Origin of the sequence: Arthrobacter sp. NPDC080031 (assembly GCF_040702485.1) — a bacterium.
Classification (GTDB): Bacteria; Actinomycetota; Actinomycetes; order Actinomycetales; family Micrococcaceae; genus Arthrobacter.
In genome coordinates this window covers 211,958-224,492 of the sequence record NZ_JBFBLA010000004.1, presented here as the reverse complement: position 1 = coordinate 224,492, position 12,535 = coordinate 211,958, and the positions used below count along the sequence as shown (strand labels likewise).

Annotated in this window: 10 protein-coding genes; 4 read left to right on the top strand and 6 right to left on the bottom strand. The window is 62.7% G+C overall.

What is annotated here, in order from left to right:
* The 4 genes from AB0323_RS05335 to glmS all read right to left on the bottom strand — a co-directional run.
* A partial coding sequence (locus AB0323_RS05335) for an alpha-amylase family glycosyl hydrolase (protein ID WP_366176405.1) occupies positions 1 to 1,154 on the bottom strand: 1,154 nt, incomplete at its 3' end.
* A 74-nt stretch (positions 1,155 to 1,228) separates the two neighbouring features.
* The gene (locus AB0323_RS05330; protein ID WP_366176404.1) at positions 1,229 to 2,773 is read right to left on the bottom strand and encodes an NAD(P)H-hydrate epimerase; all 1,545 of its coding nucleotides are present in this window, start codon (positions 2,771 to 2,773) and stop codon (positions 1,229 to 1,231) included.
* Positions 2,774 to 2,787: 14 nt separating this feature from the next.
* A complete protein-coding gene (locus tag AB0323_RS05325) occupies positions 2,788 to 3,135 on the bottom strand; it encodes a holo-ACP synthase (RefSeq protein WP_364534977.1) in 348 nt (115 codons plus the stop codon).
* 4 nt (positions 3,136 to 3,139) lie between these two features.
* Positions 3,140 to 5,032 (bottom strand): glutamine--fructose-6-phosphate transaminase (isomerizing), encoded by a 1,893-nt coding sequence (gene glmS / locus AB0323_RS05320; RefSeq protein ID WP_364534980.1) that lies wholly within the window; start codon positions 5,030 to 5,032, stop codon positions 3,140 to 3,142.
* A 134-nt stretch (positions 5,033 to 5,166) separates the two neighbouring features.
* Here glmS and coaA point away from each other — a divergent pair, with 134 nt between their 5' ends.
* Together coaA and AB0323_RS05310 are read left to right on the top strand one after the other, a co-directional pair.
* A complete protein-coding gene (gene coaA, locus AB0323_RS05315) occupies positions 5,167 to 6,177 on the top strand; it encodes a type I pantothenate kinase (protein ID WP_364534983.1) in 1,011 nt (336 codons plus the stop codon).
* A gap of 5 nt (positions 6,178 to 6,182) precedes the next feature.
* On the top strand, positions 6,183 to 7,043 hold the full coding sequence (locus AB0323_RS05310) for a M15 family metallopeptidase (protein ID WP_366176403.1): 861 nt from the start codon (positions 6,183 to 6,185) through the stop codon (positions 7,041 to 7,043).
* Between the two features lie 207 nt (positions 7,044 to 7,250).
* Here AB0323_RS05310 and glmM read toward each other — a convergent pair whose 3' ends face one another.
* Positions 7,251 to 8,615: a phosphoglucosamine mutase gene (glmM, locus tag AB0323_RS05305; protein WP_366176402.1), complete on the bottom strand. Its 1,365-nt coding sequence runs from the start codon at positions 8,613 to 8,615 to the stop codon at positions 7,251 to 7,253.
* Between the two features lie 158 nt (positions 8,616 to 8,773).
* On the opposite strand from glmM, the gene AB0323_RS05300 reads away from it, so the two are divergent.
* Positions 8,774 to 10,003 (top strand): bifunctional glycosyltransferase family 2/GtrA family protein, encoded by a 1,230-nt coding sequence (locus tag AB0323_RS05300; RefSeq protein WP_366176401.1) that lies wholly within the window; start codon positions 8,774 to 8,776, stop codon positions 10,001 to 10,003.
* A gap of 212 nt (positions 10,004 to 10,215) precedes the next feature.
* Positions 10,216 to 11,928 (top strand): glycosyltransferase family 39 protein, encoded by a 1,713-nt coding sequence (locus AB0323_RS05295; RefSeq protein WP_366176413.1) that lies wholly within the window; start codon positions 10,216 to 10,218, stop codon positions 11,926 to 11,928.
* Between the two features lie 78 nt (positions 11,929 to 12,006).
* Here AB0323_RS05295 and rpsI read toward each other — a convergent pair whose 3' ends face one another.
* Positions 12,007 to 12,513: a 30S ribosomal protein S9 gene (rpsI, locus tag AB0323_RS05290; RefSeq protein WP_366176400.1), complete on the bottom strand. Its 507-nt coding sequence runs from the start codon at positions 12,511 to 12,513 to the stop codon at positions 12,007 to 12,009.
* Positions 12,514 to 12,535: the final 22 nt, after the last annotated feature.

The window sequence follows — 12,535 nt, the reverse complement described above, 5'->3', positions numbered from 1 at the left end:
GGGCCGACGTCCCACGGCTCGGCGATCAGCTTGACCTGCGAAACCACCGGATCCTGCTGGATGAGCTCGAAGAAGGTCGACAGTTTGTCCACGTCATAGAACTCCCGGGCCAGGGTGGAGGCGAGGTCGAAGCGGAAGCCGTCCACATGCATTTCGGTGACCCAGTACCGCAGGGAGTCCATCAGCAGCTGCAGCGAATGCGGGCTGCGGACGTTCAGCGAGTTGCCGGTACCCGTGTAGTCCATGTAGTGCTTGAGATCGCCCTCCATCAGACGGTAGTACGCGGAGTTGTCGATGCCCTTGAAGGACAGCGTCGGGCCAAGGTGGTTGCCTTCGGCGGTGTGGTTGTACACGACGTCGAGAATGACCTCGATGCCTGCCGTGTGCAACGTCCTGACCATGGCCTTGAAGTCCTGGACCTGCTGGCCGGTGTCGCCCTTGGAGCTGTAGCTGTTGTGCGGGGCAAAGAACCCGATCGTGTTGTAGCCCCAGTAGTTGTTCAGCCCTTTGTCCTGCAGGATGCCGTCATTGACGAATTGATGGACGGGCATGAGTTCGATGGCCGTCACCCCGAGCTTCTGCAGATGGGAAATCACGGCCGGGTGGGCCACGCCGGCGTACGTGCCGCGCTGCTCCTCCGGAACCTCGGGGTGGAGCTGGGTCAGGCCCTTGACGTGCGCCTCGTAGATCACGGAGCGGTGGTACGGGATGCGCAGCTGCTGGTCGCCGGCCCAGTCGAAGAACGGGTTGATGACCACGCCCAACATCATGTGCGGCGCCGAATCCTTGTCGTTCCGGGAATCCGGATCTCCCATGTTGTAAGAGAAGAGCGCCGGGTCCCAGTCGATCTGCCGGTGGACGGCCTTGGCGTAAGGGTCCAGGAGGAGCTTGTTGGGATTGAAGCGTTGCCCGGCGGCAGGGTCATACGGACCGTGCACGCGGTAGCCATACTTCTGTCCGGGCTGGACGTGCGGCAGGTAGCAATGCCATACATAGCCGTCCACCTCGTTGACCGTGTAGGAAATTTCGTCCCCATCGTCGTCAAAGAGACACAATTCCACCTTTTCCGCCTTCTCGCTGAACAGCGCGAAGTTGGTTCCCGTGCCATCGAAAGTGGCCCCCAACGGGTATGCGCTTCCTGGCCAAACGTCCATGTGTTCTCCTTCAATTGCCGGATAACTTTCTGCCAGCCTAGCGAGACTATGTGACTTTCAAGGAACATCCAGAGTCATCCGGCGCGATGTTCACCGAGAAATCGGAAGACGCCCGGGACCGCCCGGGCGATATCGGAAGCGGCCAATGGCCCACCCGCCGAGGCTGCGCTGCCTGCCATTCCGTGGATGCTGGCGCCGACGGCGGCTACCGCTGCCCAGCGCTCATCGAGGGAGATTCCCAGCGCGGCGAACGGCCCGTCGTCGTCCAGCCCGGATTCCGCGTAGGCTGCAGCCAGCGCGCCGACTATCCCGCCAAGGACGTCCCCGCTGCCTGCCGTTGACATCCACGGGCATCCGTCCGACTGGCTGAAGACCGCCCCGGACGGCGAAGCAACCACCGTTGTGGCACCTTTGAGCAGGACGACGGCACCGGTGTGCTCGGCCGCAAGCCGGGCGAAGTGCATGGTCCGCGATTCCACGTCCTCGCGCGTGACGCGCACTTCGCCCCGGCCAAGAAGTGCCGCGAGTTCCCCGGCGTGCGGGGTGAGAATCCAGTTCGGCGGGCAGCGTTCCGGCAGGAGCTCCAAGGCTCCGGCGTCGACGACGGCGGGCTGGCCGGCGCCGGCCGCGGCGTCCAATACGTCGCGGGCACGGTCGAGTTGCCCGGCTCCGTCCAGGCCAGGACCGAGCAACCACGCCTGGACCCTGCCGGGCTCGGCTGGCTCCCAGATGGCTTCGGGCGTTCGAGCCAGGACCTGCCGCGCCACGACTTCCGGGCCGAGGTACCGCACCATTCCCGCACCGGCCGCGGACGCGGCCTCGACACAGAGCACCGCGGCTCCGGTGTAGCGCTCGGAACCTGCCACGACGCCGAGGACTCCCCTGGTGTACTTTTGGGCCCGGCGCCCCGGGTCCGGCAGGACGGCAGCCAGGTCAAGGGCGGTGAAGCGGCGCAGCGCAGGTGCCGGAAGATACTCCTCGATGCCGATAGGTACGATCAACACCTTGCCGGCACAGCCCTCACCCGGGTCGGCCATCAGTCCGGCTTTGACTCCCCCGAATGCCACGGTCAGCCGCGCTGTCAATACGGGCCAGTGGACCTCGCCTGTGTCGGCGTCCACTCCGCTGGGGATATCGCAGGCCACAACCAATTGGGGCCTTAGCTCCTCCAAGGCAGCAATCAATTCCGCGGCAGAGCCGCCAAGGCCGCCCCGGGCACCCGTGCCCAGGATCGCGTCAATGACAACGTCGTCGCCGGCAGTCAGCACGGCTAGTTCTTCGGGGTTTTCCTCGTCCAAAACATGGACGCGTCCGCCGGCAGCCCCGAAAGCCGCGAGCGCGTCAGGATGGGCGGAACCGGCGGTGAGTACCGCCGTCGTGCGCATGCCACGCCTCGCGAGCATTGCCGCGGCGTAGAGGCCGTCCCCGCCGTTGTTGCCTTTGCCCGCCAGCACCGTAACGCTCGAGCCGTAAAGGCTGCGGCCTGCCGAGCGGAGTTCACGCACGACGGCGTTTGCCAGCCCGTGTGCCGCGCGCTGCATGAGAACAGCGCCTTCGCCGGTATCGAGGAGCGGTTGTTCCGCTGCCCTGATTTGTGTCCCGGTGAAGGCGCTGATCATGGTTGCTTGCGCTGCTAGGCTTCCGCGATGACCATGGCAGTGGCGATTCCGCCATCGTGGCTCATGGACACGTGCCAGCGCTTCACGCCGATGGACTCGGCAACAGCCAGTACGGTGCCCTTCACTTGGATAGTGGGGCCGTTCTGGTCCAGGCCGATCCAGCAGTCCTGCCAGTTCATGCCCGCTGGAGCTCCGAGCACCTTGGCCACTGCTTCCTTGGCCGCGAAACGGGCGGCCAAGGACCGCGTGTTGAGTTCGCGCTCCGCGGGAACGAACAAACGGTCACGAAGGCCCGGGGTCCGTTCAAGTTGGCGCCCGAAACGCTCTATGTCTACGACGTCTACGCCTATGCCAACAATCATGCGGCTATTCTACGGTCACGCTCTTGGCCAGGTTGCGCGGCTGGTCCACGTCGTACCCCTTGGCCTTGGCCAGCTCTGCGGCAAAAATCTGCAGCGGAACCGTCGTGAGAAGCGGCATCAGGAGCGTGGGCGTCTGAGGGACGTAGAAAACGTGCTCGGCGTAAGCCCGCACGGCTTCGTCGCCTTCCTCGGCGATCACCAGGGTGCGCGCACCGCGGGCGCGGATTTCCTGGATGTTGCTGACCACCTTCGCATGGAGGGAATCGCGGCCCCGCGGCGACGGAACCACCACAAAGACGGGCTGCCCCTCGTCGATCAGCGCAATCGGACCATGCTTGAGCTCACCGGCGGCGAACCCTTCAGCGTGGATGTACGCGATTTCCTTGAGCTTCAACGCGCCCTCGAGTGCCACCGGGAAGCCCACGTGGCGGCCCAGGAAGAGCACCGACTTCTCGTCCTTCATGCTGCGGGCGAGCTCGCGGAGGGGGCCTGCGTTGTCGAGGATCTTCTGGATGTGTGCGGGTATTTTGCCAAGGTCCGCCAGGACGTCCTTGATCTGGCCGGAGAAGATGTTCCCGCGAAGCTGGGCCAGGTAGAGACCAAGGAGATAAGCGGCGGTGATCTGGGCCAGGAACGCCTTGGTGGAGGCGACTGCGATTTCCGGGCCGGCGTGGGTGTAGAGAACGGCGTCGGATTCGCGCGGGATGGTGGATCCGTTGGTGTTGCAGATGGAGATCGTCTTGGCGCCCTGCTCACGGGCGTAACGGACGGCCATCAGCGTGTCCATGGTTTCGCCTGACTGGCTGATGGACACCACCAGTGTGTTCGCGTCTACGATCGGATCGCGGTAGCGGAATTCGTGCGCGAGCTCCACCTCGGTGGGGATGCGGCACCAGTTCTCGATGGCGTACTTGGCGACCATTCCGGCGTATGCGGCCGTGCCGCAAGCCAGGACGATGATCTTGTTGACCTGCTTCAGCAGCGCGGGGTCGATCCGGAGCTCGCTCAAAGTCAGCTGGCCGTTAATGTCCGAGCGGCCGAGGAGGGTCTGGGTGACTGCGTCGGGCTGGTCGTGGATTTCCTTCTCCATGAAAGAGCTGAAGCCGCCCTTTTCCGCCGAAGCCGGGTCCCAGTCAACGTGGTATTCCTTGCCCTTGGCGGGGGCCCCGAAGAAGTCCGTGATCTCCACGGTGTCGGCGGTGATGGTGACGATCTGGTCCTGGCCCAGCTCGACGGCGCGGCGCGTGTGGTCGATGAAACCGGAGACGTCGGATCCAAGGAAGTTCTCGCCTTCCCCCAGTCCTACGACAAGGGGGGAGTTGCGACGGGCGGCGACCACCACGTCCGGCCGCTCTGCGTGCACGGCGAGGAGCGTGAACGCGCCTTCGAGCCGCTGGCAGGCAAGCTGCATCGCTTTGGTGAGCTTGCCGTTGGATGAGTCACCGTTGAGCTGGTTGCGGAAAATATCGCCCAGAAGTGCTGCCGCTACCTCGGTGTCCGTCTCCGATTCGAAAGTGACACCCTTGGCGATGAGCTCCTGCTTGAGCTCGGCGAAGTTTTCAATGATTCCGTTGTGGATCATGGCCAGTCGTCCGCCGTCGGCCAGATGCGGATGGGCGTTCTGGTCGGTGGGTCCGCCGTGGGTGGCCCAACGGGTGTGGCCGATGCCCGTCAGCGAGTCGGGGAGCGGATTGTCCTCGAGCTCGTTCAGTAGATTGCTCAGTTTTCCGGACTTCTTCCGGGCTGTGATGGTTCCATGAGCCACCACTGCAACTCCGGCTGAATCATAGCCCCGGTATTCGAGCCTCCGGAGTCCTTCAAGCACGACATCGAGGGCTGAGTGCCCGGCATCTGCCCGGCGGGATGAATTGCCAACGTAACCTACGATTCCACACATGCCTACTAGAGTAGCGGTAGCCCCGCGGAACGGAGGTAGGATATCCGGGCCCGCAAGCAGGCCAGGCCGCGGAATATGCCGGACCGCGTACCTTTTCCGGAGAGCATCCTCACACAAAAATCTGCCCAGAGTTCATGCTGTATTTCCGGATCAGCCACCAGAGGGGCAGAATCTCTATAGTGACTTTGCAACGCAATGAAGCGAACGGCGACAGCTCCTCTCCGTTCGTGGAGCTGGACAGGCAGACGTGGTCCCGGCTGGCGGCACAGATGGAGCAGCCGCTTAACGAAGAGGACATCATTCGGCTTCGCGGCCTCGGTGATCCCCTGGACATGAAGGAAATCCGGGAGGTCTACCTGCCGCTCTCCCGTTTGTTGCACCTCTATGTCCAGGCATCACAACAGCTTCATGCAGCCACAACCACCTTCCTTGGCGAGCAGACCCAGCGCACGCCCTTCGTGATCGGCGTCGCAGGTTCGGTAGCTGTCGGCAAGTCCACAATCGCCCGCGTGCTGCGCGAAATGCTCCGCCGCTGGCCCGGCACCCCGAACGTCGAACTCATCACCACCGACGGTTTCCTGTACCCCCTCGCCGAGTTGAAGCGCCGGCATCTGCTTGAACGGAAGGGCTTTCCGGAATCCTACGACCGCCGGGCCTTGCTTCGATTCGTGAGTGCGATCAAGGGGGGCGCCGAAGAGGTCCGCGCTCCTTGGTACTCGCACGTCACCTACGACATCGTCCCGGACAAGGAAGTGGTGGTCCGGCGGCCTGACGTCCTCATCGTCGAGGGCCTCAACGTGTTGGCACCCGCCCGTCCCCGGCAGGACGGCCGGCAAGGCCTGGCCCTGAGCGACTTCTTTGATTTCTCCATTTACGTTGACGCCAAGACCTCGTACATCGAAGACTGGTACGTGGACCGTTTCCGCAAGCTTCGGACCACTGCGTTCGCCCAGCCCGAATCCTACTTCCACCGTTACGCGACGCTCTCCGACGCCGAAGCGGAAGCTACCGCACGCGGCATTTGGAAGCGCATCAACGAACCCAACCTTGAGGAAAACGTGCTCCCTACCCGTGGCCGGGCCCAACTTGTCCTCACCAAGGACGCGGACCATTCCATCCGCCGCATGCTGCTCCGAAAGGTCTAGCACGGATGTGCCATAACCGTGCCCCCAGCCGAAGGTCGTTCGCGACGCTGCTCGCGGCAGGTGCGGGAATGGCTGCCTTGGCGGCCTGCACCCCGGATGGCCGGGCCGCCCCGCCCACGGCCTCACCGCCTCCCTCGGGTCCCCAAACCGCGACGCCGACGCCGACAGTAGCGACCACGACGGCGGTGCCCTCCGGAGCGGCGAGCGGGCCGCCGTCGGGCGCACCGCCGTCGAAGGCTCCGCCCTCAGCGGTTCTGTCCCGACAGTTTTCCCTGAGCGACCCCGCGAGCCAGTGGGTCATCGTCAATAAGCACCGGCCACTGAGCCCCTTGCAGTTTGTCCCTGCCGACTTGGCACAGCCCCGCGTGCAACTCGCGGTCAGCGGAGAGGCGTCCCTGCTCAACAGCACCACCGCCGGAGCAGCCGAAAAGCTCTTTGCCGCGGCCGCCTCGGCCGGAGTCACCATGACCTTGGCCTCTGGATACCGTTCCTTCCAGACCCAGACCGCCACGTACAACGGCTATGTGAGCACGCGCGGCCAGGCCTCGGCGGACACGGCCTCCGCGCGTCCCGGCTTCTCGGAGCACCAGACCGGATGGGCATTCGATATCGGCGACGGCGGCGGGGCGTGCAGCTTCGAGCCCTGCTTCGCTGATCAGCCAGCCGCCGTTTGGGCCAAGGCCAACGCGTACAAGTACGGATTTGTTGTCAGGTACCCGTGGATGCTCAATGAAATCACCGGCTATTACTACGAGCCGTGGCATTTGCGGTTTATCGGGATTGAGGCTGCAACGGATATGGCCAACCGTGGTATCGGCACCCTCGAGGAGTACTTTGGGCTCGAAGCGGCGCCAGGCTACCCCTAGCGGTTGATTAACCAGGGAGACCTGCACCACCTCATCGAGCGCCGGAACGCCAAAGTTGGGCATCTCGGAAGAAGAGCCGGCTGCCGATCCCACCGTCACGCTCCTCACCGAGATCCGGGACAATTTGGTCCAACGGTAGGCATATTGAAATAACTGTGGCCCACCTCCTCACGGAGACGGGCCACAGTTGTTTGCTGCTTTTTCGACCTATAGGGCCAGTTCGCGCGGAATAGCGAGGCGGTCTTCGACGACGCCGGCCAGTTCAGTGCATATGCGGGTGGCGGTTTCCATGTCCGCCGCCTCCACCATCACACGCACCAGCGCTTCGGTGCCCGATGGCCGAAGGAGCACCCGGCCGGTGTCACCAAGTTCGAGTTCGGCGGCAGCCACTGCAGCGGCGACGCCTTCATCCGTGGCGGCACGTGACTTGTCCACGCCCTTCACGTTGATCATGAGTTGCGGCAGCTTGGTCATGACGCGGGCAAGGTCTTGGAGGGTCCGGCCCGTGCCGGCCACCTGGGCGGCAATCTGCAGACCGGTCAGGACACCGTCGCCGGTAGTGGCGTAATCGGAGAAGATCACGTGGCCCGACTGCTCTCCCCCAAGGCTGAAGCCGCCTTCGCGCATTGCCTCCAGGACGTACCGGTCCCCCACCGCGGTCTCGCGGAGCCTGATTCCAGCCTCGCGCAAGGCGATCTTGAGTCCGAGGTTGCTCATCACGGTGGCTACCAGGACGTCGTCCTTCAGTTTTCCGGACTTCTTCAGCGCGAGGGCCAGAATCGCCATGATCTGGTCACCGTCAACCTCGTTGCCTTCGTGGTCCACGGCCAGGCAGCGGTCGGCGTCGCCGTCGTGCGCAATGCCGAAGTCCGCACCATGCTTGACGACCGCTTCCTTGAGCTGGCCAAGGTGGGTGGAACCGACGCCGTCGTTGATGTTCAGACCGTCGGGTTCGGCACCGATCACCACAACTTCGGCGCCGGCGCTGGCGAAGACCTGCGGGGAACAACCGCTGGCTGCGCCGTGGGCGCAGTCCAGGACAACCTTGAGACCTTCGAGGCGGTGCGGCAGGGTGCCGAGCAAGTGGACGATGTAGCGGTCCTCGGCGTCCGAGAAGCGCTGGATGCGGCCGACGTCGCCGCCCACAGGACGTGAAGGTTCCTTGCCGAGTTGGGCCTCGATTGCGTCCTCCACCTCGTCCGGGAGCTTCTGGCCGCCGCGGGCAAAGAACTTGATGCCGTTGTCCGGTGCAGGGTTGTGCGAGGCCGAGATCATCACCCCGAAATCGGCATCGAGATCGGCGATGAGGTAGGCCGCCGCTGGCGTAGGCAGCACCCCCGCGTCGTAGACGTCAATACCGGAGCTTGAAAGTCCGGCTTCCACCGCTGCAGCGATAAACTCCCCGCTGGCGCGGGGATCCCGGGCCACCACGGCGCGGGGCCGCTTTCCGTCGGCTGCACGTTCGTGGCCAAGGACCACCGCAGCTGCTTGGGCCAACTGAAGAGCAAGCTCCGCGGTGAGCAATCCATTGGCGAGACCACGCACGCCATCTGTTCCAAATAATCTAGCCATCGCGTCCCAGTCTAGACGACGGTTGCAGGGGTCGAAGGAACGAGTCCCGGAGCCCTTTGATACCCCTTCAGCCGCGCGATCGCTAGAGTGGAACTACTTGACTTGCGCTTTCTGCTCCACTCTAGTAATGCACCTTAACAAGAATCTACGATTGCCGCATGACACCTAGCTCTGGGGGCTTGGCGCTCGAAATAATTGTCCCCGTTTTCAACGAGTCCGCCATACTCGAAAGAAGCATTTACCGGCTTGTCGACTATCTTTCCCGGGAATTGTTGTACAGCTGGAAAATCACGATTGCCGACAACGCGAGCACTGACGCGACCGGTTCAATTGCGCGGAAGCTCGCTGATGAGGTTCCGAATGTCAGTTATCGGCGCCTCGAGACTAAAGGGCGGGGATTCGCGCTCCGCGACGCCTGGACATCGTCCGAAGCCAAAGTTCTGGCATATGTAGACGTCGATCTCTCAACCGATTTGGCGGCTTTGCCTCCGCTCATCGCTCCCCTGCTTTCCGGACACTCGGATGTCAGCATCGGCACCCGGCTTGGCCGCACATCCAGGGTGGTCAGGGGCCCCAAACGGGAATTCATCTCCCGGAGCTACAACCTGATTCTTAAACGGACCATGCAGGTCCAGTTTTCCGACGCCCAGTGTGGTTTTAAGGCTGTCAGGGCGGAAGTCGCGCATCGGTTGCTTCCTTATGTGGAGGACAACTGCTGGTTCTTCGACACCGAGCTGTTGATCCTGGCCGAGCGGGCAGGGCTTCGAATCCACGAGATTCCAGTCGACTGGATCGACGATCCAGACAGCAGGGTGGATATCCGCCAAACGGCCGTCGACGATATCAAGGGCCTCGTACGCGTCGCCGGTTCCATGATGAAGGGAAATATCCCTTTGCAAGCGATATACGCGGAGCTGGGGCGAGGACCTATCGCCATGCCAACACGGCCAAGTTTTTTCGGCCAAGTGATACGTTTCGGAATCGTCGGCGCGTTCTCCACTCTCGCTTTTGCTTTGCTGTATCTGCTATTCCAGGGCCCGTTTGGCCCACAGCAGGGAAACTTCCTGGCCCTGTTGCTCACGGCCATCGCAAACACGGCCGCCAACCGCCGCTTCACCTTCAGGATTCACGGACCCGAGCGGCAGTTCACCCAACAGTTTCAAGGCCTGGTGGTTTTCCTGGTCGCCTGGGGGATCACTTCTTCTTCCCTGGTATTGCTACATGCCATTCACCCGGACGCATCGCCCAGCACTGAGCTTTTTGTCCTGACCTGCGCAAACATATTCGCCACTCTTGTCCGCTTCGTTCTGCTCCGTATCTGGGTTTTCCGGGTTCGGCAGTCGGAGGAACGGCGCGGCGTGGCCACCATTAAGCAGCTGGCAGTTTGAGCAACAAAACCAGCCGACTTCCCGGACAATTAGCCCCGGATGCCGTCGTCGGAGACCGTTCCCAGGTCATTCGGGAGTGGTTTCGTGGGAATCCCCTGAGTCCTGCCTGGCAGCGGCCGGCTCTATTGAGCCTTCTTGCTTTGGCGTCACTCCTCTATGTGTGGGGACTCGACCGAAACGGTTGGGCAAACTCCTACTACTCGGCCGCCGCCATGGCGGGTTCGGAAGATTGGACGGCTTTTTTCTACGGTTCCTCAGACCCGGGAAATGCAATAACCGTTGACAAACCTCCACTGTCATTGTGGATCATGTCCCTCTCCGTGCGGATTTTCGGCCTCAACTCATGGAGCATCCTCCTGCCCCAAGCTCTGATGGGAGTACTCAGCGTCTATTTGCTGTATCGGATGGTGACGAAGCGGACCGACCCAGCAACTGGCTTGCTCGCAGGGCTTTTCTTCGCGGTTACCCCCGTGGCCACCGTCATGTTCAGGTACAACAACCCGGATGCGCTGCTGACTCTGCTCATGATCGGGACGGCCTTCGCGACCCTGGAGTCAATCGACCGGGGGAAGCTGCGCTGGTTGCTCATTGCAGGCGCCCTGGTCGGCGCAGGGTTCCTCGCGAAGCAGCTACAAGTTGCCCTGATCCTGCCGGCGATCGTACTGGCATACGTTGTTTTCGCCAGGTTCTCCGTACTTGTCAGACTGCTCCACCTTGGGGCCGGGTTGCTCGCCGCAGTCGTGGCATCGGGCTGGTGGTTCATCATCGCGCAGACGGCTGATCCTGCCCGGAGGCCTTTCATAGGCGGTTCCCGATCCAACAGCATCTGGGAGTTGACCCTGGGATACAACGGGCTGGATCGGCTGACCGGCGAGGATGCCAGTCACACGCTATCTGGCCCTAGTGCGGATCTCTACCAGAAGCTTGACCCGGGGATCACTCGCTTCCTACAACCGCAGTTCTCGGCCCAGTTCGCATGGTTTCTCCCGCTCGCGATTGCTGGAGTCGGTATCACCCTATGGTTCGTTATTCGTCGACTTGGCACGTCGCAACAGCGCTCTTTTTTGGTCCTCTGCGCCGCGTGGTTTGTTTGTTCGGCCACGGTCCTCGCCATGATGACAGGCATCGTCCATCCCTATTACGCCATCTCAACCGTACCGCCGCTCAGTTGCCTAGCCGCGTTTACGGCAACCCATCTTGCGCGCCGCTTAGCAAGCGGATCAGTCCGCCTGGCGTCTGGTCTCGTGTTGGCCACCTGCCTGATCTTGGGGTTCATTACGGTATCCCGGTCCGTCTCGGAATTCCCTTGGGTGCCCCCGGCTTTGTTGGCCGCAGGAAGCCTGGCAGTCGCCATCGCGTTGCTTCCACCCGTCAAAAAGCAACGTCAAACGGTACCCGCTCTATTAATAGGGGCCTCAATCTTGTTGGGTCCCGCGATCTGGTCTGTAAACACGGTATTGAGTCCGCACGTCGGAGCAGGAGTTGTCGCCGGGCCCAGCACCTTGGGCATTCGATCAGATCATCCTGATCGGACTCAACTGCCGCCGGGGACGCCACCGACCTTCACCGCGGTCATGTTTGGCGACGTGCCGGCTAAGGGAGTCCTCAGCAGGATTAAGGCAAGCCCGGCGTCAGTGCCGTGGTCGGCCGCAGTCGTCGGCTCGGAGACGGCCGCCAACTATCAGCTGGACAGCTCCAGGGCGATCCTGGCAGTGGGTGGTTTCGACGGCACAGATCCCTTCCCGACGCTGGAGCAATTCCAAACGATGGTCCGCCAAGGAAGTGTCGGATCGTTTGTGATCCAGAACCTCCCACCTTTGACGGTTGAGGGGCGAGGGGAATCGGCGCGTATCGTGCGGTGGGTGGAAGGCAACTTCCAGCCCGAGACCGTCGATGGAGCGTCCTTCTACCTCCTCACCAAGTAGTTCAAAGTACGACGACAGCCCGCCCCGCCAAACGGCGGGACGGGCTGTCGTAAGGCGCCGGAAGCGCCCAAAGCATTTTTAGCGCTTGGAGTACTGCTGAGCCTTGCGTGCCTTCTTGAGACCAGCCTTCTTGCGCTCGATGACGCGTGCGTCACGGGTCAGGAAGCCGGCCTTCTTCAGGGTGGCGCGGTTGTTCTCGACGTCGATCTCGTTCAGCGAGCGAGCAACACCGAGGCGCAGAGCACCGGCCTGGCCGGAGGGGCCACCGCCGTGGATGCGGGCGATGACGTCGTAGGCGCCTTCAAGGTCAAGGATCTTGAAGGGTTCGTTGACGTCCTGCTGGTGCAGCTTGTTCGGGAAGTAGTTCGACAGCTCGCGGCCGTTGATGATCCATTTGCCGGAGCCGGGTACAACGCGAACGCGTGCAACGGCTTCCTTGCGGCGGCCAACAGCAGCACCGGCAACGGTCAGTGCCGGGCGCTCTTTCTTCGGCGCGGCTTCGGCAGCCGAGCTTTCAGAGGTGTAGCTGGTAAGGGTTTCCTCGGCCTCGACGGCTTCGGCGGTCAGTTCTTCGTTCTGAGCCACGATTCTCCTTGATTAAAAGTTG